Origin of the sequence: Meiothermus ruber DSM 1279, assembly GCF_000024425.1 — a bacterium.
GTDB classification, from domain to species: Bacteria; Deinococcota; Deinococci; order Deinococcales; family Thermaceae; genus Meiothermus; species Meiothermus ruber.
On the sequence record NC_013946.1, the window covers coordinates 1,305,058 to 1,328,312 of the forward strand.

19 protein-coding genes are annotated in these 23,255 nt (G+C 62.3%); 5 read left to right on the top strand and 14 right to left on the bottom strand.

Translation table 11 applies throughout. From position 1 onward, the window contains the following. Positions 1-3: 3 nt before the first annotated feature. From MRUB_RS06495 to MRUB_RS06520, 6 genes are all read right to left on the bottom strand, one after another. On the bottom strand, positions 4-843 hold the full coding sequence (locus tag MRUB_RS06495) for a hypothetical protein (RefSeq protein ID WP_013013561.1): 840 nt from the start codon (positions 841-843) through the stop codon (positions 4-6). Between the two features lie 131 nt (positions 844-974). Further along, positions 975-1,598 carry an alpha/beta hydrolase gene (locus MRUB_RS06500; RefSeq protein WP_013013562.1) on the bottom strand — a complete coding sequence of 208 codons (624 nt, stop codon included), beginning with the start codon at positions 1,596-1,598 and terminating at the stop codon, positions 975-977. After that, positions 1,595-2,548 carry a ring-cleaving dioxygenase gene (locus tag MRUB_RS06505; protein WP_013013563.1) on the bottom strand — a complete coding sequence of 318 codons (954 nt, stop codon included), beginning with the start codon at positions 2,546-2,548 and terminating at the stop codon, positions 1,595-1,597. Before MRUB_RS06505 ends, MRUB_RS06500 begins: the two co-directional genes overlap by 4 nt. A 192-nt stretch (positions 2,549-2,740) precedes the next feature. Then, positions 2,741-3,934: a quaternary amine ABC transporter ATP-binding protein gene (locus MRUB_RS06510; RefSeq protein ID WP_013013564.1), complete on the bottom strand. Its 1,194-nt coding sequence runs from the start codon at positions 3,932-3,934 to the stop codon at positions 2,741-2,743. Then, on the bottom strand, positions 3,931-4,770 hold the full coding sequence (locus MRUB_RS06515; protein WP_013013565.1) for an ABC transporter permease: 840 nt from the start codon (positions 4,768-4,770) through the stop codon (positions 3,931-3,933). Before MRUB_RS06515 ends, MRUB_RS06510 begins: the two co-directional genes overlap by 4 nt. A 60-nt stretch (positions 4,771-4,830) precedes the next feature. Beyond that, positions 4,831-5,835: an ABC transporter substrate-binding protein gene (locus MRUB_RS06520; RefSeq protein WP_013013566.1), complete on the bottom strand. Its 1,005-nt coding sequence runs from the start codon at positions 5,833-5,835 to the stop codon at positions 4,831-4,833. Positions 5,836-6,273: 438 nt separating this feature from the next. Between MRUB_RS06520 and MRUB_RS06525 the strand changes: the two genes are divergently transcribed. The 3 genes from MRUB_RS06525 (at position 6,274) to MRUB_RS06535 (ending at position 12,033) form a co-directional block, all read left to right on the top strand. Continuing rightward, on the top strand, positions 6,274-7,056 hold the full coding sequence (locus MRUB_RS06525; protein ID WP_013013567.1) for a CsgG/HfaB family protein: 783 nt from the start codon (positions 6,274-6,276) through the stop codon (positions 7,054-7,056). 563 nt (positions 7,057-7,619) lie between these two features. Next, positions 7,620-9,788: a VWA domain-containing protein gene (locus MRUB_RS06530; protein ID WP_015586546.1), complete on the top strand. Its 2,169-nt coding sequence runs from the start codon at positions 7,620-7,622 to the stop codon at positions 9,786-9,788. A gap of 307 nt (positions 9,789-10,095) precedes the next feature. Beyond that, entirely contained in the window at positions 10,096-12,033 is a 1,938-nt protein-coding gene (locus tag MRUB_RS06535) for a S8 family serine peptidase (protein WP_013013569.1), read from the top strand. A gap of 137 nt (positions 12,034-12,170) precedes the next feature. Here MRUB_RS06535 and MRUB_RS06540 read toward each other — a convergent pair whose 3' ends face one another. The 3 genes from MRUB_RS06540 to MRUB_RS06550 all read right to left on the bottom strand — a co-directional run bounded on the left by MRUB_RS06540 (position 12,171) and on the right by MRUB_RS06550 (position 16,061). Further along, the gene (locus MRUB_RS06540) at positions 12,171-14,939 is read right to left on the bottom strand and encodes a DNA translocase FtsK (RefSeq protein ID WP_013013570.1); all 2,769 of its coding nucleotides are present in this window, start codon (positions 14,937-14,939) and stop codon (positions 12,171-12,173) included. 127 nt (positions 14,940-15,066) lie between these two features. Next, positions 15,067-15,558, bottom strand: a complete 492-nt coding sequence (locus MRUB_RS06545; protein ID WP_013013571.1) for an OmpH/Skp family outer membrane protein — start codon at positions 15,556-15,558, stop codon at positions 15,067-15,069. Positions 15,559-15,602: 44 nt separating this feature from the next. Then, on the bottom strand, positions 15,603-16,061 hold the full coding sequence (locus MRUB_RS06550; RefSeq protein ID WP_041654109.1) for an OmpH/Skp family outer membrane protein: 459 nt from the start codon (positions 16,059-16,061) through the stop codon (positions 15,603-15,605). A gap of 100 nt (positions 16,062-16,161) precedes the next feature. Here MRUB_RS06550 and MRUB_RS06555 point away from each other — a divergent pair, with 100 nt between their 5' ends. Next, the gene (locus MRUB_RS06555) at positions 16,162-16,599 is read left to right on the top strand and encodes a hypothetical protein (protein ID WP_013013573.1); all 438 of its coding nucleotides are present in this window, start codon (positions 16,162-16,164) and stop codon (positions 16,597-16,599) included. A gap of 49 nt (positions 16,600-16,648) precedes the next feature. Here the strand turns inward: MRUB_RS06555 and pheA are convergent, their stop codons facing one another. Next, entirely contained in the window at positions 16,649-17,491 is an 843-nt protein-coding gene (gene pheA, locus MRUB_RS06560; RefSeq protein WP_015586549.1) for a prephenate dehydratase, read from the bottom strand. A gap of 95 nt (positions 17,492-17,586) precedes the next feature. Here pheA and MRUB_RS06565 point away from each other — a divergent pair, with 95 nt between their 5' ends. Further along, the gene (locus MRUB_RS06565) at positions 17,587-18,564 is read left to right on the top strand and encodes a lipid II:glycine glycyltransferase FemX (protein ID WP_043956635.1); all 978 of its coding nucleotides are present in this window, start codon (positions 17,587-17,589) and stop codon (positions 18,562-18,564) included. A 23-nt stretch (positions 18,565-18,587) separates the two neighbouring features. Here MRUB_RS06565 and MRUB_RS06570 read toward each other — a convergent pair whose 3' ends face one another. From MRUB_RS06570 to MRUB_RS06585, 4 genes are all read right to left on the bottom strand, one after another. After that, positions 18,588-19,190 carry a 3'-5' exonuclease gene (locus tag MRUB_RS06570; protein ID WP_013013576.1) on the bottom strand — a complete coding sequence of 201 codons (603 nt, stop codon included), beginning with the start codon at positions 19,188-19,190 and terminating at the stop codon, positions 18,588-18,590. 10 nt (positions 19,191-19,200) lie between these two features. Then, positions 19,201-21,006 (bottom strand): DUF294 nucleotidyltransferase-like domain-containing protein, encoded by a 1,806-nt coding sequence (locus MRUB_RS06575; RefSeq protein WP_013013577.1) that lies wholly within the window; start codon positions 21,004-21,006, stop codon positions 19,201-19,203. Positions 21,007-21,010: 4 nt separating this feature from the next. After that, positions 21,011-21,451, bottom strand: coding sequence for a hypothetical protein (locus MRUB_RS06580; RefSeq protein WP_013013578.1), 441 nt, complete (start codon positions 21,449-21,451; stop codon positions 21,011-21,013). A gap of 66 nt (positions 21,452-21,517) precedes the next feature. Next, positions 21,518-23,245, bottom strand: a complete 1,728-nt coding sequence (locus MRUB_RS06585) for a sodium:solute symporter family protein (protein ID WP_013013579.1) — start codon at positions 23,243-23,245, stop codon at positions 21,518-21,520. Between the last annotated feature and the right edge of the window lie 10 nt (positions 23,246-23,255).

Genomic DNA, 23,255 nt, shown 5'->3' on the forward strand with positions numbered 1-23,255 from the left:
AACTCAACTTCTTTGTGCAACCTGCCGCCCCGCCTCGAGCGCCCGCACCCCATGCACAATGGCCCGCCGCGCGGTGTTGGAATCGGTGTAACCTGAGCGGAAAAACTCCCAGGCGCACAGATAGAAGCCGGCGTAGTCGGCGGCCAGTTGCTCCTGCCCGGCGGCCTCGAGCCGGCCCACCAGGTGGGTGCGGTTGTGGCCCCAGGCCTCCTCGAAGCTGCTACCCAGGAGCGAGAGTACCCGTGAGGCGGTGGGCCCTACCCGCCAGGTGAGTTGCCTCAGGCAGTGGAACAGGTACTTGCCGGGCATATCGATGAAGTTGAGGGGAAAGGCTTTCAGATCCTCGGGTTTGGCACGCTCGAGCAGGCCCCAGCGGTCGGCCTCCCGCACGGCTTCGCGGTCGGTGAGGGGGTGCACCTCGGTATAGGGCATACCGAAGAGGGTCTGCACGATTGCGGCAGGGGAGGGCGAGAAATTGGGGTCGCTCAGGTACGGGTTGATAACCATGATCTGGGGGCGGGGCAGGTGCAGGGGCTGCGGAACACGTTGAAAAAAGCGACGCTCCATCTCAGCCTGCACCGCCAGGGCCAGCTCGATGTCGTTAAGAAGCGCTGGATCGCGAAGGACAAGCTGCACGTCTATATCGGAGAGTTCGGGCACGTAGTCGAGCGGGCTGTCCCAGGGCTTAAGCGCCGAGCCCTTGGCGTAGATGCCCACGAAGGCCTCCTCTCCGAGCTGGTTCAGCAAGGCCCCCAGCACCGATTCGAGCATGACGACAACCTCTAGCTGTAGCTGGGTTTTGGGGGGATAGCCATTCTCCCAGCGGGGTGGGCTTATAAGCATAGGCCGCCCATCCTAACAGGTTTTCTGCGCAGGCTCAAGGCACCCCCTGCGCCTTGCTGCAGGGGTGTTTGAGGTGGTTAAAGACATTCTGTGTGCGGCCCTGCGGCTTCAGCGCACTCCACACCCAACCTCTAGACATCCAGACGCCGGGCCAGCCACCCCTTGGCGGCCTCCAGCTCCTCCGGGTGCAGCTCATGGCCGGCCTCCTGCCAGCGCAGCTCAACCTGGGCGCCGGCCCGCTCAAGCCAGCCCGCCAGGGCCTCCACGCGCTCAACAGGAGCCCAGGGGTCGCGACGGCCCGCGGCCAGGAAAGCGGCTTTGCCGGAAAGGCTGGGTGGGCGAGAAGGCTCCAGGGGCAGCACCGGGCGGAGCAGCACGCCCCCGGCCAGCGCCTCGGGGTGCAGCAGCATCAGGGCGGCGGCCATGTTGGCGCCGTTGGAGTAGCCCAGGGCGTAGACCCGGCCCGCATCGAAGCCGTAGCGTTCGGCAGCTTCCTGCACGAAGCGGGCGAGGTTGGCGGCCTGGGCCATAAGGTCGGCCTGGTCAAACACCCCCATCGCCAGCCGCCGGAAGAAGCGCGGGGCGCCGTTCTCGAGCACCTTCCCACGGGGGGAGAGCAGGTTGGCCGCCGGGGCCATCTGGCGGGCCAGCTCCACCAGGCTGTGCTCGTTGCCCCCGGTGCCGTGCAGCAGGAGCAGCGTGGCCCGCGCGCTACCGGGCTCGTAGCAGTGGACGAAGCCCAGCTCGGGGGTCATGGCTCCACCTCCGGCGCGGGCAGGTGCAGCTTGGGCAGCGCGGCTTCGATGCGGGGGCGCGCCGGCTCGAGCCAGGGTGGCAGCACCAGCCGCTCGCCCAGGTGGGCGGGGTCTTCGTCTACGGCGAAGCCGGGGCCGTCGGTAGCCAGCTCAAAGAGCGCCCCACCCGGCTCGTTGAAGTAGACCGACTTGAACCAGAAACGGTCGATCGGCGGTGTGGCCCGCATGCCGCTGTCCTCGATGCGCGCCCGCACCGCCATCTGGTGGGCGCTGTCCTCCACCCGCCAGGCCAGGTGGTGGATGCTGCCCCGGCCCCAGCGGCCCTGGGGCAGGTTGGGGAGCTCCTTGATGTCCAGGAAATTGCCCGAGCCGCCGCCATTCACCACGAAGCGGTTCCAGCCTTTCTCCTGGCCCGCCCCCACAAAGCCCAGAGCCTGGCCCAGGAACTGCGCGGTGGGGTAGAGCTCCCGCACCCACAGCCGCGCACCGTGCAGGCCCATAATTTGCTTGTCTTCGGGAACGGGGCTTTCCTCCCAGGGGGTGAAGGGGCGGGGGCCGGTTTCCACCAGGGCCACCTCGAGGCCGTCCGGATCCTGGAAGGGCAGGGCCCGTTCCCCGAAGCGCACCTCCACCGCCCCCACCTTGACCCCGTAGCGCTGCAAGCGCCCGGCCCAGAACTCCAGGCTGCCCTGGGGCACGGCGAGCTGCACCTCCACGGCCAGGCCGGTGCCCTTGCGCGGGGCGGCCAGGTTCTCCCAGGGGAAGAAGGTAAGGTCGGTGCCAGGGCGGCCCTCGGCGTCGGCGTAGAAGAGGTGGTAGGTGCTGGGGTCGTCCTGGTTGACGCTCCGCTTCACCAGCCGCATCCCCAGAATCCCGGCGTAAAAGTCCAGGTTGCGCTGGGCCTGGGTGGCCATGGCGGTGACGTGGTGCAGGCCGTTCACCCCCCTCATGCCCGCACCCCCGCGCCCGGTTGGGCGAGCCCCAGTGCTGGCGTGTGGTGAATTCCGTTGGTTTTCTCCATGGTGTGTTCTCCCTCGAGTGCACTCCTTAGTAATATTATACATAGCACTATAAATAATCAAGTAAATGGCCGGCCCCTCCACACCGCCGGATCGCCTCTAAAAAGCCCGTATGGGCCCAGGCTATTGAGGCACGTAACGCCCCGCCATGGCCGCGATCAACCGGCCCCGCGTCACCACCCCTAGGAGCCGCCCTTTCTCGTCCAGTATGGGCAAGGGCAGCGCGGTTTCACTGAACAGCGGCAGGGCCTCTTCCAGGGTCTGACCGGGCGAAAGCGCGGGTAGGGGTTCCAGGAGGCTCTCCAGCCCACCACGCTCCCCTTCGGCCTTAAGCGCTTCGGCCAACTTTTCAGCTCGCACCATCCCCTGAAAAAATCCGCTACGATTTACCACATAGGCATTCACAGCACCGGCCTGGCCCATCTTGCGCAGGGCTGAGCGCAGGCCCTCCCGTTCCAGCACCACGGTCACGGGTTCCTGCACCAGCTCCTCCACCTTGTAGATTTTGGCGGGATTAACACCGGACAAAAAGGCGGCCACATAATCGTCTGCAGGGCGGGCCAGAATCTCCTCCGCGGTTCCTACCTGCACCACCTCCCCGTCCCGCATGATGGCGATACGGTCTCCCAGGCGCATGGCCTCATCCAGGTCGTGGGTTACAAAGACGATGGTCTTTTTTAACTCTTGCTGCAGACGCAAAAGTTCGTCCTGCATCTCCTTGCGGATCAGGGGATCCAGCGCGCTGAAGGCCTCGTCCATGAGCAGGATGGGAGGGTTTGCGCAAAGGGCCCGCGCCAGGCCAACCCGCTGTTTCTGTCCACCAGACAACTGCCCTGGGTAATGCTTCTCATAGCCGGAAAGCCCCACCCGCTCTAACCAGGCCATGCCCTGCTCCTCCCGCTCCTTACGGGAAAGCCCTTTGAGCTCCAGCGGGAAAGCCACGTTGCGCAGAATGTTGTAGTGAGGAAGCAAAGCAAAGTGCTGGAAAACCATACCGAAGGTGTCCTGGCGGAAACGCAGAAGCTCTTTGTGCGGGAGGGTGGTTACCTCGGTATCACCGACCAAAACCCGACCTGCTGTGGGCTCGATCAGGCGGTTGAGCACCCGAAGCAGGGTGGACTTGCCCGACCCCGAAAGCCCCATGATCACAAAAAATTCGCCCTGCTTCACCTCCAGGTTGATCCTGTTCAGGCCCAGCACGTGGCGGGTCTTTTGAAAAAGCGTGTCTTTATCGGTGCCCCCCTGCACCATTTCCAGGGCTTGTCCGGCCTTTGGGCCGAAGATCTTGTATAGGTTTTCTACACGTATAAAACTCATCGCTCCTCCCGGTAACGTTTAACGGCCCGTTGCCCGGCTGCCTGAATCAGTCGATCCAGCACGATGGCCAGGGCCACAATGGCCACCCCTGCCACCGCGCCCCGGCCCACATCCAGGCGCTGGATTCCCAGAAGAACCTCCTCCCCGAGACCTCGAGCCCCAATCATAGAGGCGATAACCACCATCGCCAGGGCCATCATGGTGGTCTGGTTCAACCCTGCCAGGAGGTTGGGCAAGGCCAGAGGCAGCTCCACCTTAAGCAGCCGCTGCCACGAAGTGGCCCCGAAGGCCTCGGCAGCCTCCATAACCTCCCGCTGCACCATGCGCAGCCCAAGGTCGGTAAGGCGGATCATGGGGGGAACCGCATAGATGACCGTGGCGATCAGGGCTGGAACCTTTCCCAGACCAAAGAGCAGCAGAGCCGGAATCAGATACACGAAACTGGGCATGGTCTGCATGGCGTCCAGAATTGGCAGCATGAACCCGCGGAAGCGGTCGCTCCGCCCCATCAGGATTCCCAGAGGGAGGCCGATAATTACCGAAACCGCCACCGCAGCTAGCACCAGGGCCAGGGTCTGCATGCCTTTGTCCCACAGACCCAGCGCCTCTATCAGCCACACGCCAAGCCCCATGCCCAGGGCAAAGACCAGGCGGCGGCTCAACCACCAGCCCGCCAGAAACACCAAGCCGGCTACCCAGAACCAGGAAAGATCCCGCAACAACCCCTCAAAGAACAGAAGGAAGCTCAGGAGGCCCTGAGAAATCGCCTCAAAGGTCTCTCCGTAGTTTTGAACCAGCCAGCGCACAAAGGCATTGATTGCCTCCGCAAGATCCATAGATTTACACCTCCAAAGAAAGGGAGGGGGAACCGAGGCCCCCCACCCCCATGGCTAGCGTTAGAGCGCTCGCTTCACTCTTTCAGCAACTTCAGCAGGCACCCAGGCCGTCCAGAGCTCTGGATGGGTTTTCAGAAAGTGGCGGGCCACCTCCTCCTCCTTGGCCCGGTTTTCCTCCATGTAGGCCAGCAGCTCGCTGGTTAGGGCGTTGGAGGTGCGGTACTTCTTTAGGAACTCCACCACGGAAGGAGCCTCACGGGCTAGACGTGTATTGACTGCGTTGTAAACCGTTTCCATGGGGAAGGCGGTGGCCTTGGAGGGGTTGTCCTGCCCTATAAGGGCATTCCAAGTCTCGGCATCATAGGAGGGTTCTTCCAGCATGGTCAGGTCGTATTTACCCAGAACCCAGGTAGGCCCCCAGTAGTAAAAGACGATGGGACGCCCCCGCTCGTAGGCCGAAGCAATGGCCGCCACCAGGGCATCGGAGGTGCCGGGGCGGAAGTTGGTGAAGTGGGCCTCGAGGCCGTAGGCTTTGAGCTTTTTGGTGTTAACCCTTTCCGCGAACCAACCCAGCACCCCGTTGTAGAAGCGCCCTTTGCTGGGCTCCTCGGGGTCGCGGAAAAGCGTCTTGTACTTTGGAAGGTCAAAAACGGACTTCAGGTCGGGCGCCATGGGCCTGATACCCCTTTGGGAATCGCCCTTAATCACGTAAGTGGGTACAAACCATCCCTGCACCGCATCGGGAAAGGTTACCCCAAGGCGCTGTATCTTCCCCTCCGTTTCCAGTTGAGTAACCACGTCGCGGGTCAGGTTGTACCAGATTTCCATGGATACATCGATGTCCCCCCGGCCCAGTCCGGTGATCAGCGGGATGGAAGTGCCCGGTAGGGCGTCTGTCTTACACCCGTAGCCCTTCTCTAGGATGAACTGAGCAATCCGGTTATGCACGCGGGCGCTTTCCCAATCGTAGTCGGCAAAGACGATGGGCCGATTTACCTCGCATTGCTGGCCCATAGCAGTGCCAAAGGCCACGACGAGACTGAGTAGAACAAGTTTTCCTCGCATTACCACCTCCGCAGGCAACTCTATTGCGGTTGCTTGACGGACTTGTGAGGGGTGGAAGCGAAGGGGTTCATTCTCACCTATGAGAACCACCTCGAGCCAGGTTGGAAAAAAGGTTTTTTCTACAAGGCTGGTGGGCACATGAAAGAAGACTTAAGTGCTTTAGGTGTATCTCACATACCCAACACATACTTCACACACACTTCCTATGCTGCTGAACTGGTTGGGGGACTTAGGAGTAGGTAATGTTTTTTGTATTACAAAATATATCAAGTATATGTAACAGCTTACGAGATGTATTTTCCTGATCATGAGAAAATTATAGTGATATACTCACGCCTGGCTATGCGGAATAGCTGACTCCAGAACGACACTATCATGTGTCTGGAGATTATTTGCTATTAGAGCATGGCAACAAATTAGGACAGAGGTGAAAAGAAAATGAAAAGAATGGGAGCAGTGATTTTTCTTTTTTCTGCGCTTCTGCTTGCGGGGTGCGCTCCTTCGGTTTCCACATCCGTTGCTGGCAAAGAAATTAAGAAAGTCGACTACTCGAGCTATAAAGGACCAAGGGCTCGGGTCGTGGTGGCCAGCTTCGAATGCAACAGCCCTCAATGTGGTACTGGCCCTGCAGTTTCTGGTGGAGCAGCTCAGGTGCTCAACTTTTTTGGGATTAGCATTCCTGTTGCCACCTCTGGTATAGGCGCTGATGTATCCACCATGCTCAACACTGCGCTGGTGAGCAGCAACCACTTTGTGGTTTACGATCGCAGCATCATTACACAACTGCGTAGCGAGGCTGCTTTGTCGAACCAGCAAAACTCTTTCACCGGGGCCGATCTTATTATCACCGGTGTAATCACGGGGTTTGAGCCCAATGCGTCCGGAAGCAGTGGGCTGGGAGCCATTCCGTTTATTGGCGGCCTCGTTCAGCAAAAGAAATCCTACATCCGCGTGGATATGCGCATTGTGGATACCCGTACTGGTGCCATTATTGCCGCCTTCCCTGTGGAGGCAGAAGCCACCGACACTAATTTCGCGGGGGTCGGTGCTGGGCTTTTGCCTGGAGGCCTTGGTGGGCTTGTAGGTGGCTTGCGTACATACAGCAACACGCCTATGGCAAAAGCGCTTGCGCTTATGATTGAAGCTGCAACACAAGCAATCATAGAGCGCGTGCCCGAGAGCTACATGAAATACGATGCCACCGGTAAGCCAATCCAGTAATGTAAACCCAGCGCCATACGAATGACATAAACCGTGGGATTGCCGGTGTTGCCCAGAGAGAAGAGGCAAAACCGGCAATCTCGTTTTTCGGGCTCTTGTAAGGGCTTCGGGAAGGATGCCAGGAGCGATGAAATGGGGGTTTTCATGAGCATCCATCAGGCGTTATCTAAACGGGATCAGCCGGGAGCTTGTCCTCTCGGCTTTCTCTTGTACCCGGCTCCAGCCACTGTCCGCTACCGCACCGCCCCATGGTACTAGGAGACGCGGTTGGGTTGGACAAGACCCCGCGCACCAGGCCAACCCGGGTGCGGTGCCGCCCAGCCCGGCAAGGCCTCACGGGCCCGCACCTTCTGTCTGCACGTCCCCAGCATCGGATTACCTTCCGCCACCCAAAGCTCCAGCATTCTGCCCAGGACACGGGCCAGGTGGGTCGTATCCAGTCTTTCCAGCATTCAACAAATAGCCACCACCCACAGCCCCAGTAAAGCAGGCAGGGGATGCGCCCGGCCCTGTCTGCGGCCACGGTTGCTTTTTCATACCACCCGATACTCGATAATACGGTCATGCTGGCAGGGCTTCGGGCCGCCGTTATCGGTTTGCTGCTCCTGGCCTTCTGGGGGCCCAGCCTGCCGTTGCAGCCGCTGCAAACCGTGGTTCTGCTGGATCAGAGCCCCTCGGCCCGGGAGGCGGTCTGGCAGGTTGCGCCCCGGCTTCAGCTACCTGGTGCCCAGTATGTGGCTTTTGCCAGTGGGGCCATCCAGGTGGCGGGCCCGACAGCCCGGCGTCTTGACCTGGGCGAGGGCACCCGTCTGGGGGAAGCCCTGGCGAAAGCGCGGGAGCTGAAAGCGGATCGGATAGTGCTGGTGTCGGATGGGTTGTTTCAGGATAGGGCCGAGCCCATTGGCATACCCATCTACAGCCTTTACCAGCCGCCCAGCCCCAACCTTTCGGTTGTTCTAACCGGGCCGGCGCTTCCAGCCAAGGGCGAGACTGTCGAGGTGCGGGCCGTGCTGGAGTCGACCACGGCGGTGCGGGCTCAGCTTACCTTCAACGGGCCGGCTGGGGTTGTGGAGCGGGCGGTGCAGCTCGAGCCCGGTCGCAGCAGTGTGGGGTATCGTTTCCGGCTGGATGGGCCCAGCACGGTCACGGTGCGGGTGGAGAGCCCCCTGGGCCTCGAGCAGGGCCGCCTCGAGCTGAGCCCCACGGACTCGACGCGGGTCTGGGTGCTGGGGGATGCGGCCCTGGCCCGCTATTTGCGAGCCCAGGGCTTTAGCGTGGAGGAGCGAAAGGAGATCACCCTCCCCATCCGGGCCGAGGTGGTGGCCTTGGGGGTGGGGGCGCGGGATCTGTCGGCTGCTGAGCTGGATGCCTTGCAGAGCTTTTTGAACCAGGGTGGGAGCCTGCTCTGGACTGCGACCCCCCAGGGCTTGTTTTTTGGCGGTTGGGAGCGCACCAGTCTGGCCGATAGCCTGCCGGTGGAGCCGGTGGAGGAGCCGGGTGGGGTGGGGATTGTGCTGGTGTTGGATGTCTCGGGCAGCATGCTCGAGGACGACAAGCTGGGGCTGGCGGTGACGGGTTCGCTCGAGCTGATCCGCTCGGCCCGCCCCCAGGACTACATCGGGGTGGTGGTCTTCTCCGACCGCCCGCGCTGGCTGTTCCGCCCCCGGCCCATGACCGAGCAGGGCCGCAAGGAGGCCGAGAGCCTCCTGCTCTCCACCCAGGCTGGGGGCGGCACCATGATCCGCCGGGCCTACCTGGAGGCCCTGGAAGCACTGGAGCAGGTTCCCACCGAGTCCAAACAGGTGATAGCCCTCACCGATGGGCTGGCCGCCGATGTAACCCCCGACCTGTTTGATGCCGCCCGCGAGGCCAGCCCCAGGATCAAAACCAACACCGTGGCCATCGGGGCTGATGCCGACGGCCGGTTTTTGCGCGAGCTGGCCCAGGCCGGGGATGGCACCTACTGGGATGTGCCCCGCCCAGAGGATCTACCCCGATTCTTCTTGGAAGAAGCCCAGCGGGTTTTCCGGCGCGAGGCCCTGGAGGGCAGCTTCCCGGTGGCCGTGCGACCCCACCCCATCACCCGCGCCGCCAACCCCCCGCCCCTCTCGGTGATCCTCCCGGCTAAAACCAAGCCCTGGGCCCAGACCCTGCTCAGCTCCGGCGAGGGTACCGTGCTGGCCGTGGGGGAGAGCGGGCGGGGCCGGGTGGCCGCCCTCACCACCGACCTCTCGCGCTCCTGGCAAGGCTGGCAGGGCGCCCCGGCGCTGCTGGGTGAACTCCTGCGCTGGCTTTCGCAGACCCCCGCGCGGCCCCGGGTGCAGGCTGTGCGCGAGCTGGACGGGGTGCGCGTGACCCTGGAGGGCCAGTTCGAACGGCCCCGCCTGCGCGCGGCAGGCCAGGAGCAGCCCATGGCCCCGGTCGGGCCGCTGCGCTTTGAAACCTGGCTGCCCCGAGAAGCCGTGGGGGAGGCTGTGGTATTCGAAAACGAGCAGCCACGCTTGCGCTTGCAGCTACCCAGTCTGCCCGAATGGCGCCTGGAGGATGGGCGGGAAAACCTGCGCCGCCTCTCGGAGCTGAGCGGGGGCCGGCTTTTGGCCGATGCCACTGAGCTGCGAGAACTTGCAGGCCGCAAGGCTTACAACCTGCAATGGCCCCTCATCGCGCTGGCGGTGGTGCTTTTTTTGCTGGAGCGTTACCTCGAGCGAAGACGAGGCCATCGCGGCTTATGAGGAATTGCTCGCCAGTTTGTTTTACTGCTCGCGCCTGCGGCCTCGAGCGAAGACGAGGCCATCGCGGCTTATGAGGAATTGCTCGCCAGTTTGTTTTACTGCTCGCGCCTGCGGCCTCGAGCGAAGACGAGGCCATCGCGGCTTATGAGGAATTGCTCGCCAGTTTGTTTTACTGCTCGCGCCTGCGGCCTCGAGCGAAGACGGGCTTATCTCCAAAGAAACCCTGTACCTTGGCCTGCCCCACGCTCGGCGATAATTTGGTCAAATCCGGCTTGACTTCTACCGCACCGGCGCTAGTGTGGGAGAGATGCGGCGGTACCCGGTTTTGATTCTGCTGTCTGCGCTACTGGTGGGTTGTGGTTCCAATGGGGCTTTGGTGTCGGCCATCCCCAAAGAGGTAGTGCTGGAGGGGCTCGAGGGTAGCCTGGTGCTACCGGTGGGCTCCAACGTGGCCTGGAAGATCGAGAGCTACAGCACCTGGCTGAGCGTGACGCCGCAAGCCGGTATCGGCCCAAAAGTTGTGCAAATCCGGGCCGAGTTTGCCGACGGAATTCAAGAACAGCCCGAATACACCGGCAGCCTCCGCCTTACGGGTGATCTGGAAGCTGAGGTGCTGGTTCGGCTGCCGTTGGTGAAGGTTACGGGTGGGGTGGTGGACTCGAGCCTGACCGCTGCCTCGGTGAGCGGGGCGCCCCTGGCCTCCCAGTCGTTGCCTAGCCAGAGCGCCCCGGCTCCCAGCGCTGCTAGCAATGAAATTCTGGTCAAGTACCGTACCGATCTGCGCGCCGCTGTCCTGCCACAGGGGAGCCGGGTTCTATCCCACGACCGCATCAGCCGTATCACCAAGCTGCGGGCTGCCAATCCAGAAGCCTTGCTGCAACGCCTGCGCCTCGACCCCAGCGTGGAGTGGGCCGAAATCAACGGAACCGTGCGCGCCCAGGGTGAGCCCACCGACCAGTACTACCCACAGCAGTGGCACCTGCGCAGCACCGGGGCGCGCTTTACTTATCTACAAAACTACACGACCCCCATCACGGTGGCGGTGGTGGATTCCGGTGTGCGTTACGATCACCCTGACCTGGCCGGGCGGCTGTGGCGGCCGGGCGAGGGGGCTTACGATTTTGTGGGCGATGCTGCGCCACCTGACAACCCCGCCGACCCCTACGATCCTTGCGGTGCGCCTGCCCCGGACACCTTGGGTGACGATGACCCCACCGATCCCTGTGACCTTAATGGAACCACCGGTGGAAGCCATGGCACCCATGTGACCGGCCTCATTGTGGCAAACAGCGGGTCGTTTGCGCCGCCCTGCGCCAATTGCTCGGCCTCGGGGGTGGTGGGAATGGCCTACAATGCCCCCGTCAAGGTGCTGCCGTTGCGGGTACTGGATTCGGGCGGTAGCGGTACGTTTGAGAACGTGGCCCTGGCGGTGCGCTATGCGGCGGGCATCCCGGTGGAGCTGGGCGGCCAGCTTGTACAGAACCCGCACCCAGCCCAGGTGATTAACCTTTCGCTGGGCTCAATCAACTACTCCAACGCCATGTGCGAGGCGGTGGCGGATGTGGTGGCTCGAGGGGTGCTGGTGGTGGCAGCGGCGGGCAATTTCCAGAACCGCAATCCGGGTGCGCTGGTCTACCCAGCGGCCTGCCCTGGGGCCATCTCGGTCGCGGCCACCGATATGTACAACCAGGTGGCGTACTACAGCCAGCAGAATGGCGAGGTAGACATTGCCGCGCCGGGCGGCAACACAACCCAGCCAGGGGGCGGTGTGCTCTCTACCACCTGGAATTATCAAACCAACCTGCCCAACTATACCTTTTACATGGGCACTTCCCAGGCTGCTCCCCAGGTGGCGGCAGCGCTGGCCATGGTGCTGTCCAGCGGACGCGCTACCAACGCGGAAGAAGCCTGGAACCTGATCCGCTCGAGCGCCACCGATCTGGGTGCGCCGGGCCGGGACAATGCCTACGGGTATGGCCTGCTCAACCTGCCGGGGGCTTTTGGCTGGACGCTGCCCCGGGGCGAGCTTCTGGTAAGCCTGAGCGGCCCCATTGCCCGGCGGGTGCCGGTGGTCAACGGGCGCTTCGAGACCTTTTTGCTGCCGGGGCGCTACACCCTGGTAGCCTGCCGCGACGATTCGGGCAACAGCTTGTGCGATAGCGGCGAGCCGCAAGTGGAGCGTCAGGTGCAGGTGAATGGGGGGAACACCCTCGACCTGGGAATCATCCAGATAGGGTCGCAGTAAGGATTGCACGGTACCAGACCCGAAAGAACCCCGGGGCGGTTTGGGGGTAGGGAGGGGGTGTGCTCGAGAACCGTAGCAGGGCCTGGCATCCAGCAAGCCAACCTTCGAGCGGCCGCACCACCGCAAGCTGAGCGCGGCTACTCCCCACCAAAGTACTCCGGTAGCTGGTCGCGGGTAATCAGCACATCCCGGGGCTTGCTGCCCTGGTGCGGCCCCACGATGCCCATGGCCTCGAGGGCGTCCACCAGCTTGCCGGCCCGGGCGTGCCCCACCGAGAGGCGGCGCTGGAGCCGGCTGACCGAGGCGTAACCCTCCTCGATCACAATCTCGGCGGCTTTTTTGAGCAGAGGATCGCCGAAGTCGATTTCACCGGCATCGGGGCCGCCACCCCCGCCCAGGTTCAAGGGGCCTTCGAAGTCGGGGCCGTACTGGGCCACGAAGGCGTCCTCGAAGCTTTGTTCCCGTAAGAACCCGGCGATGCGGTGCACCTCGGTTTCCGAGAGGAAAGGGCCCTGCAGGCGCACCGGCTTGGGCAGGCCCGGCTGGTGGAAGAGCATATCGCCCTGGCCCACCAGCCGCTCGGCCCCGTAGGTATCCAGGATGGTGCGGGAGTCGAAGCCCGAGGAGACCGCAAAGGCCATGCGGGCCGGGATATTGACCTTGATGAGCGAGGTCAGGATGTCCACCGAGGGGCGCTGGGTGGCCAGAATCAGGTGCATGCCGGTGGCGCGGGCCATCTGGGCCAGGCGTAAAATGGCCTGCTCGACCTCTTTGGGGGCGGTAATCATCAGGTCGGCCAGCTCGTCAATCACAATCACCAGGTAGGGCAAGGTGGCCTCGCCGGCGGCCCGCATTTTGTGGTTGAACTGCTCGAGGTTGCGCGCCCCCACCTGGCTCATCATCTTGTAGCGCCGCTCCATGTGGGCCACCGCGCCCAGAAGCACCCCGGCGGCGTCGGCGGGGTTGGTCACCACCGGCCGCACCAGGTGGGGGATGCCCTCGTAGGGGGTGAGTTCCACCATCTTGGGGTCGATCATCAGAAAGCGCAGCTCGGTGGGAAGGTATTTGAAGAGCAGGCTGGTGATGAGGGTGTTCACCGCCACCGACTTGCCCGAACCGGTGGAGCCCGCGATGAGCAGGTGGGGCATTTTGGCCAGGTCGCGCACCCAGACCTCGCCGTCGATGCTTTTGCCCAGCACCATCGGCAGGGTGTCTTTGCTACGGGTGAAGGCGCTGGACTGGACGGCCTCGCTGTAGCGCACCAGTTCGCGCTCGGTGTTGGGCACCTCGAGGCCAATCACGCTCTTGCCGGGGATGGGGGCTTCGATGCGCACCGAGCCGGCGGCCAGGGCCAGGGCCAGGTCGTTGTGCAGGTTCTGTACCCGGCTGATTTTTTCGCCGGGGGCGGGCTCGAGCTCGAACCGCGTCACCGTGGGCCCGCGCGACCAGCTCACCACCCGGGCCTCCACCCCGTGGTGCTTGAGGGTGTTGTTGATGAGCTCAACCTGCCGCTGGGTGATGAGTTCCAGCGCCTTGGGGTCGTAGCGTGGTGGCTCGGGCGGGTCGAGCAGGTCAAAGCCGGGAAGCTCGAGGGCGGTGGAGGTTCGGGTGACGACCGGGGGCGTGGGAGCGGCTTTAGCTAGGCTAGGCCTGGGGCTTTCCTGTGCGGGTTTGCTGGGGGTTGGTGCTTTATCGGGCTCGGGGAAGACCAGGTCAAAGTCGAAAGGGGGCTCGGTGGGGGGCTTGGCGGTTGCGACGGCAAAGGCTGGCGGCTCGGCTTGCAAGCCTTTTTCCAATAGAGCCCGCAGCCCGGCGGGGTGGGCTTCCAGCGGCGCAGACTCTACCCATTCGGCCCAGCGCAGCCAGCCATCCACGCGCCGCTCGAGGTCAAGCGTCAACGCCTCGCTTTCCTGCCAGGCCGCCAGGCGGCCCTGGTGTTCGTCCAGGGTGGTGAGCAGGGCCTGGGTGGTGATGGGGTGAACCAGCGCGCGCGCCGCGGCCTCACCCTGGCGGGTCAGGGTCTGGGCCTTGGTGAGCAACGCGCCGACCTCCAGTACCAAAGCGGTGCGCCGTTCTTCCAGGGCCTGGGCCAGGCCTTCGCCTTTGAGCGGCGCGGCCAGGGCGGCGGCCAGGCGCTCGAGGCGCGCTGGAAGGGGGCGCGCTTCCGTGGCCAGCCTGCCCGCCAGCTCCTTGGTGCGCTCGGTTTTGAAGTCGTCCAGAAGCTTGGCCAGCCCCTCAATGACCTCCGGGTCTTTAGGTGTGCGCCTGAAGGCCTCGAGGTCTTGTTGCAGGACGCGCAAAGCTTTGTGCTCGGGGTAGCGTTCCGATAAGGCCCGAACCTCCCCCAGCAGGCGCTGGGCGGCCTGCGCGAGGCGATAGGCATGGTGCAGCCGCCTGCCCGCCAGCACGATCCGGCGCAGACCTCTGCTCAAAAGAAAACCGGGCCGCTGGCGAAGGGCCAGGTCGGCTACCAAACTGAGGGCCAGCAGCGGGATGAGGAGGCCAAAGTTGCCCAGGTTGTCTACCAGTAGGCTATGCAGGCTGCTGCCCAGCAACCCCCCGTAGGGCTTGGCGAAGTGGGCTACAAGCGGTAGGGTGAGCAGGCCCGCTGTAAAAACCAGCCCCACGTTTCTGGCAAACCTGCCCAGGGGTCGGTCTAATAATAGCCACAGGCCCAACAACGCAAATGCCGGTGGAATGAGCCAGGCCACGTACCCCAGGTGGCCCCAGAGCAAGGCTTGCAGGCCATGCCCAATCTGTCCAGCCAGGTTGGAGCCAAAATAAATGGCGGCAGCGAGCAGTGCGGCCACCCCTAAAACCAGCAAAGCCAGGGCCTCGAGGTCGCGCTTGCGTTCGGTTGAGGCGGCCCTACCCGCTTTGTCTGCTTTGGATTTGCCCTTCGCCATCGCTTACGATTGTAACATACCCAGTAAACCTCGAAGGGCTGCGTTCTAGACGCCAAATCTTGCTGGGCTGGTATAAAGGCGCGAACCACAGGCTGCTGAAAAATACCTGTGGCTCGCGATGGTTGGCTTACTTAGGAAGGGCTTTGATCACCGCATCGGTGATCTCGAGTTCGTCGGCAGCATAAACCACCAGACCGCTGGTGGCCGCCACTTTTTTGTCCAATATCATGGCAAAACCCTGCTGCTGGGCGACCCGTGCAATCACCTGATCGATCTCCTCGGTAATCGGTTTGAGCGCGGCGTTGGTCCGGTCGCTCCACTTTTTGCCCGCTTCTTGCAGGCTCTGGGCCAGCACCCGGTAGTCCTGCTGATCCTTGGCGGTGGCATTGCCGGCCCGCAGCTTGGCCTCGAGGGGTTGGAGCTGATCGCGTAAGGGTTTCAGCTCGCGCTCGGCCTGGTTACGGATATCCTGCACTTTTTTGAAGTCCTTGTGGGCCTGCACCACCTTTTCGGCGTCCACATAACCGATGCGGGTGGGGGTGGTACGGTTTTGTGCGATGAGCGAACCGCCCAACAGCAAGCTTAGGAGCATTACGACAAACAACCAGTTTTTGCTCATAGTTCTTCTCCGCTACTTAGGTAAGGCCTGCAAGATGGCTGGGGTCAGGTCGAGCCCTGCGCCGCATAAACGACCAATCCACTGCTGGCCGCTACTTCCTGATCCAAAACGATGGCAAAACCCTGTTCCTTGGCTACTTTACTCACAATTTTGTCGATGTCTTCGGTGATGGGTCGAAGCACGCTGTTTTGCTGCTCAGTCCACTTTTGGCTGGCGGCCTGTAGATCCTGGGCCAGGGTGCGGTAGTTTTGCTGTTCCTGGGCAGTGGCGTTGCCTGCGCGGATTTTGGCCTCCAGGGACTGTAGCTCAGCTTTTAGGGGGTTGAGCTCTGCTTCCGCCTTGGCCTGAACCTCCTTGACCTTGGCAAACTGGGGGTGGGCTTCTACCACAGCCCGCGCGTTAAGGTAGCCAATCTTGTCGGCTGTGGGTTGAGTTTGTGCCCCCAGCAGGCCGCTCAGGAGCAGTCCGGCCAGGGCGGGCACAAACAGCGAGAATCGCTTCATATCGGCCATACTGTAAGGGTGTGGCCTTAGCGTAGCGTGAGAGCGAACCCCCTGGTCATTTAGGCCGACCTGGGCTATGGTATCGCCTGTGAGGTGTGCCATGAAGCGTTTACCTGTTTTGATCGTCTTGCTGTTGCTGGTGTTTGCCTCTACAGGCTTTGCGCAACGCTCCTTCCAGCTTCGCATCTCAGTGCCCTCGCCCACATTGGGGTTTGGCCTCGAGGCCAACCTGCAGCGCGACCTGGTGGCCCTGGTCTACGGCGATGTGATCTTTCAGGGGCCCGGCTTCCTGATCGGGGGCGAGGTGCTCTTTAAGCCCGATCTGGGCCAGTTCGACCGTGATCTGCGGGGTATCAAGCCCTACTTTGGTGGGGGGCTGGGCCTGCGGCTGCCCAACGCCAACTTTGCTCTCACCCTGGACGCTGGCCTCGAGTTCGCCCTCGACCGCGATACCGGCCTTTTTATCGGCGGCCAGAGCGTTTTTCCCCTTAACAGCTCGCCCTATGGACGGGTGCTGTTTGGGGCCACCTTCCGCTAGCCCCAAAACCTCGCCCAGGCCACAGCGCCCTAATTGCGGGGCGCTTGTTTTATGGCTCCCTGAGCAGGCCCCAGCTTGTGACAGCGGGGTAGGAGCCCAGCACTTTGACAAACGAGGCCCTGCGCAACAGGGTCAGCAAGGCCTGGGAGGGGCCGGGGTCTTCGGCGTGACCCTCGAAGTCGGCGTAGAAGATGGGGGAGAAGGGGCGGTCGGGGTCGCGGCGGGGGCGGGACTCGAGCTTGGTCAGGTTGATGCCCTGGTCGGCAAAAGCCTGCAAAGCGGCCAAAAGCTCGCCGGGCCGGTGGCGGGTGGTGAAGACCACCGAGGTTTTGTAGGGCCCCTCGCGGCGGGGGAAGTCTTCGCGTGAGAGTACAAAAAAGCGCGTGTAGTTACCAATAAAGTCCTGGATGCCTTCGGCGATGACCTCCAGGCCGTAGCGCTCGGCGGCGCGGCGGCTGGCGATGGCCGCCAGGCCAGGCTGGGGGTGTTCGGCCAGCTCACGGGCGGCCCCGGCGGTGTCGTAGACCGGTTCGGCCTCGAGCTTGTACCGGGCGATGAAGCCGTCGCACTGGGCCAGGCCCTGGGGGTGGCTCTTGACCTTACGAATATCCTCCAGCCGGGTTCCGGGCGGGGCCAGCAGGCAGTGGTCTACTTTCAGCACCAGTTCACCCACCACGTGCAGGTCGGTCTCGAGGAGCAGGTCGTAGGTCTGGTTGATGATGCCGGCGGTGGTGTTCTCAACCGGTACCACCCCCAGGTCTACCTCGTAGTTGGTTACTGCTGCAAATACCTGATGAAATGTGGGCAGGCCGATGGTCTCAGCATCTGGAAAGGCTTTGAGTGAGGCTTCTTCGCTATAGGCACCCTCGGTTCCCTGAAAAGCGATCCGCATAACGTAGCTCAGTATAAGTTTTTTGTGCGGATAGGGCATAATGGTGGTTTGTGCTAAGGCAGGAATCCATTTCCGACCCCGCCACTTGGAACCAGATGGTGTCTTCGCTACCCATTACCAGTGCATTGCAGTCCTGGGGTTGGGGTGAAGTTAAGAAGCTCTCGGGCTGGCAGCCAGAGCGCTGGGCGCTGTTTGAAGGCCAGCAGCTTATTGCGGCGGTGCAGCTTTTTCGTCGGCAGTTGGTGGGGCCGGTCTCCATGCTGTACGCCCCCCGCGGGCCAGCGCTGCGGGACTTAAGCGATCTGCCCAGGGTGGTACAGGCCCTCAAACAGCGGGCGGGGGGGGCGGTTTACCTGAAGCTCGAGCCCGAAGTGGGGTTTCCGGCTGATTTATCGGTTCCCGAGTTTCCCCCGGCACGGCTTGAAGAGACCATCCAGCCCGAATACTCCATCTGGCTCGACCTGTCGCTGGGCCGTGAAGGCCTGCTGGCCCAGATGGACAACATGCACCGCCGCAACACCAGGCTGGCCGAAAAGCGGGTGGTGACCACCATAGAGGGGATGGAGGCTTTCGAGGAATTCTGGCGGCTGTTTGAGGAGACCAACCGCCGGGCCCGGCTGCTACAGCATTCCAAAGCCTACTATCAAACCGTCCTCACGGCCATGAACCAGCCCTTTGGAACGGCTTTTATCTCGATTGCCCGCCAGGAGGGCCGGGCGCTAGCCGCGGGCTTGTTTGTGGCTTTTGGGGGTAAGGTGGACTACCTCTATGGGGGCAGCAGCCGGGAAAACTCCAACGCCAAGGCCCCCAACGGTATGCACTGGGGGGCCATTAACTGGGGTATTGAAAAGGGCTACCGTATATACGATTTGTGGGGCGTGCCGCGGCGCAACGAGGGTAGCCACGCCGCTGGCATCGATGCCTTCAAGGAGGGTTTTGGCGGGCAGCGGGTGCGCTTCCCGGCCTACGATGTGGCCTTTTCGCCCCTGTATGGGCCCCTTAAAAAAGCTTTGCGCCTGAGGAAAAATTGGGTCAACTACCGCACCCGCGGCACAACCCGGGATGTGCTCTGAAGTAGGCTTTCTGGTCTGGTTTTTTATATGAGCTGGTGCAGGGTATGTGCTTGCAAACGGTGCCGGAGCACCAGAAAGAGCTCGGCTGTAGCAAGGGCATCCCAGAGAGCATGGTGCTCGAGGTGGCCGGGCAGCCCAAAGGTAGCCCTGGCAGCCCCCAGCGCACCGGGGTAGGGCTGGCTGTGGGGCTCGAGCCACCTTTTTCGTTCGTTTAGTCGGGCCAGCAATACCGCTGTATCCACTACCAAGGGCTTTGGCCAGGGCCGGCCCAGGGTCTTATAGCTTTGCCGGAGAAAGCTTAGATCAATCGAACTGAAGTGCAAAATCAGCACGTCCTGGCCGATGCGCTGCTCCATTTCGTCGAGCACCTGGGCCAGGGGTGGGGCGGCCTCCAGTTCGCTGGGTAGAATATGGTGCGCCTGGATGCCTTCAACCGAGAGCGCCTGGGGCCGCACGGGCCGAACCAGGCTATAGTAGTGTGCGCCAAACTCGATAACCCCCCCCCGGATGGGCACCATCCCCACCGAAAGAATCTGATCGGATGGCTCCAGGCCGCTGGTTTCCAGATCCAAAGCCCAGTAGTTGATCTCGTTCCAGGCGGGGCTTTTGCGCAAAGGCCAGATCATGGGCGGTGGTCTAACCCAGGCGGTCGGTATGGAAGCGCTGGCCCATGGCCTCCTGCATCTCGCGAATCTGCAAGAAGGCTTCCTTGAGATGGCGGCGCTCGAGCGAGGAAAGCTGCTCGAGGCGAATCTTGTTATCGGGTGGGAGTTCCTGCCGCAGGTTGGTGAGTTGTTGCCGTAGACGGATTTTCATTAGAAAACCGAAGGCCTCGATTAGGGTTTCGGCCCCCTCTGGGCTCAGCTTGTTTTCCTGGGCGGCGATTTTCAGGCGTTCGACGGTGCTCTTGGCCAGGCTGCCGGCCTCCAGGGCGTGTACCCGGGCCAGGCTGACGATGGGGGCGATGCCCCCTTTCTTGATATCCACACCGCCGTCTTCTTCCCTGATCTGCCGAAAAAAGCCGATGGGGGGGCGGAAGTGCAGTGAGGCCTTGGCTAGGTGAGCCAGGAAGATGGACTCCTCGCCGCTGCTAGCCACGATGCGCTCGAGCGGCTCCAGGGAGAGTTCACCGTACACACTGCGGAAATCGAAGAAAATCTGGGCCTCGAGCAACTCCTGGGGGGTGGGCATCTTTACCCAGTGCTGGAAGAGCCTTTGCCACTCCGCGATGGGTTTGCGCCAGCGGGTGGCCATATAGCCGCCCGGGCAGGGTGGGAAGCCGGCCTGGATCAGGCCGCTCACCACATACTCCGCCAGCTCGGCAAAGTACCGCTGGGCCTCAGGGCTTTCCTCGGCATAGACCAGGGCGTTGTCCTGGTCGGTAAGCAGGGCCTGCTCCATGCGCCCTTCGGAGCCGAAAACAATCCAGGCGTAAGGTGTGGGGGGCGGCCCCAGGCGTTCTTCAGCCAGACGGAGCAGCGTCCGAACCAGGTGGTCGTTAAGCGAGCTAACGCTGCGGCCAATTTCGCTGGCCCCCAGGCCCCCGGCCAGAAGGGACTCAGCGATACCGCTCAGCTCCTGGCCGTAGCCTTTGAGGTCTTCTGGGTTGTGGGTGCGCTCGAGCCGCCTGAGCAGGTGGAGGGGGCTGCGGGCCTGCTGCCGCATGAAGACCGTGTCGGTTACCACCCCCACAATCCGGCCGTCCTGCTCGAGCGGCAGGTGGTGTATGCCCTGGCGAACCATGAAGGTTAGCGCTTCAAACAAAGGGGTGCTGGCCGGTAGGATTTTGGCCGGGGCGCTCATTACATCGGCCAGGGGGGTCTCGGGGCCTTTCCCCTCGGCCAGCACCCGGTTGCGCAGGTCGCGGTCGGTCAGGATGCCCAGCGGGCTGCCTTCGACCAGAATCGAGCTAATCTGGTGTTCGCGCATGGCTTTGGCTGCTTCCTGTACGGTGGCGTTGCGGGCGATGAAGACCGGGGGACGGGTTATCAGCTCGCCTACCGGCAGACTCAGGTCGATGGGGGCGGCCTCGAGGCCCTCTTGCTGGGTTACCAGACGCAGGCGGGCGGCCAGACCTTTGGTAAAAAACTCTGCGAAAGGGCGATGGGTCATCAGCTCACGAAAAACCCGTTCTGGCCAGCGGTAGACCAACAAATCTTCCTCGGCGATCACGTCGAAGGCCGGGGCATCTTGCGAGATCAGGGAGGGGTAGCCAAAAACCTCCCCCTCCTCGAGGTACATCATGGCCTGGCCGTCGCGCTCGAGGCGGGCCGTGCCCTTGCGAATCATGTACAGGTGCTGGCTTTTAAGTCCATGCCGGGCCAGCACCTTGCTGCTTTTGGGGAAAAAGGTAATTTCCAGACCCTGCTCCACCTGTGCCAGTGCTTCTTGGGGTAGCAGATTAAACGGGGTGTGGGCACGGATGAACTCAAGTGGGTTCACAGACCTATTGTGCCGACTTGGCAGGGGAATTTTGCCCCTCTTCGGGCAGGCGAATAATCAGACCCGAACTGATCCAGGCCGATAAAGGCAGGATGATGCTCAAGGCCTGGTTGGCTCCGGAAAAAACCTGCAAGGCGTAGCCAAATAACAAGGCAGGCAGCAGCATGAAAAAGATTCTGAAAATGCGCTCGAGGCCGGGCGTGGGCGGCAGGGGCCAGAAACGCGAAAAGATTAGCCCCAAAAGCCCCCCCAACACCACCGCCGAGGCGATGCGTAAAAGGTCGAATGGGGTGGGGAAGGGCCAGCCGGTCAGATAGTGCCCGACCACATAAAACAAAAACAAAAAGGCCGACATGCCGACCAGCAACCGCAGTAAACGCAGCGTTAAATCGGCGGGTATATAGACGTTGCTCTTTTTGGGTTCAATCTTTTTGTTTTTGCTCATGACTGCAAATTGAGCTTATCACAATAAAAAAGAACGGGGGTGGGGCATCCCCACCCCCAACTGGCTTTAGTGATAATGGGCCTCTTTGGCACCGCGCGGGATGCGCACCGATTCCACCAGATCTTGTACTTCTTTGGGCGGCTCGGGGGTCATGCGCGAGACCACGATGGTGATGATCAGGTTGATCAACATGCCCACGGTACCGATGCCTTCGGGGCTTACCCCAAAGAACCAGCGGGGCATACCAAAGTAGCTGGTGCCGATGATGTAACTGGCAGTGAAGACCAGACCCACCACCATACCGGCGATGGCTCCCTCACGGGTGGTGCGCTTATCGAAGATGCCAAGCAGGATGGCGGGGAAGAAGCTGCTGGCAGCCAGCCCGAAGGCAAACGCCACCAACTGCGCGATAAAGCCCGGTGGGTTTTGCCCAAAATATCCGGCGATCAGCACCGCTAGCAAAATTCCCACGCGGGCCACCAACAGACGCTGCCCCTCGGAGGCCCTTGGGTTGATGATGCGGTAATACAGGTCGTGTGAGAGCGCCGAAGAGATCACAATCAGCAGCCCCGATGCGGTGGAAAGCGCCGCGGCCAGACCACCTGCCGCCACCAGGGCGATGATCAGCGGGGCCAGCTTGGCTACCTCGGGGGTGGAAAGTACGATGATGTCGTTGTTGATGAACACCTCGTTGGCGCTGGTGGTATCGGGGTTGTTGACGTCGGGGCGGGTGGTGCCGGGGACAAACTTGAAGGCATTGCCCTTGGCAACAGTTACAATGCCGTTGCCGTCCTTATCCACAAAGCGCAGCAGACCGGTTTTCTCCCATTTGGCCACCCAGTCGATCTGGCGGACTTCCTCCAGGCTTTTACCGTGCAGGGTGTTGATCAGGTTGTAACGGGCAAACACCGAGACGGCCGGCGCGGTGGTGTAGAGCAGAGCGATGAAGAGCAAGGCCCAGCCAGCGGAGGCGCGTGCGTCCTTGACCGTGGGTACGGTGTAGAAGCGAATGATTACGTGGGGCAGGCCAGCCGTGCCGAACATCAAGCACGCTGTAATCAGCAGAATGTTCAGCATGTCGAAGCGCTGGAACGGCTGGGTGTACTGGGTAAAGCCCAGGTCTACCTGTAGCTGGTTGAGCCGGCTGACGATGTCGCTAAAGGTAAGGGCTAGCTGGGGGATGGGGTTGCCGGTGAGGATGCTGGCAATGGCTACCGCTGGAATCAGGTAGGCGATAATCAGCACCGTGTACTGGGCCACCTGCGTCCAGGTGATGCCCTTCATCCCGCCCAGTACGGCGAAGAGTGCGGTAACGGCCACACCCACCCACAACCCGGTGGTGCTTTCGACCCCCAGGTAGCGGGCAAAAACCGTACCCACCCCTACGAGTTGTGGGATCACGTAGGTGAACGAGACGAACACCGCGGCGATCACGGCGACCACCCGAGCAGTCTGGGAGTAGTAGCGGTCGCCCACAAAGTCCGGGACGGTAAACTTGCCAAACTTGCGCAGGTATGGCGCCAGCAGCAAAGCCAGCAGCACATAGCCGCCGGTCCAGCCCATCAGGTAGATGGTGCCGTCGTAGCCCAGGGTGGAGATCAAGCCGGCCATCGAGATAAAGCTGGCCGCGCTCATCCAGTCGGCAGCGGTGGCCATGCCGTTGGCAATGGGGGGTACTCCACGCCCGGCCACATAAAAGCCCTCGGTCTCACGCACACGGGCCCAGATGCCGATTCCCACGTACAGGCCGAAGGTCAGGAGCACGATGATCCATGTCCAGAGTTCTACGCTCATTGGTGGCCCC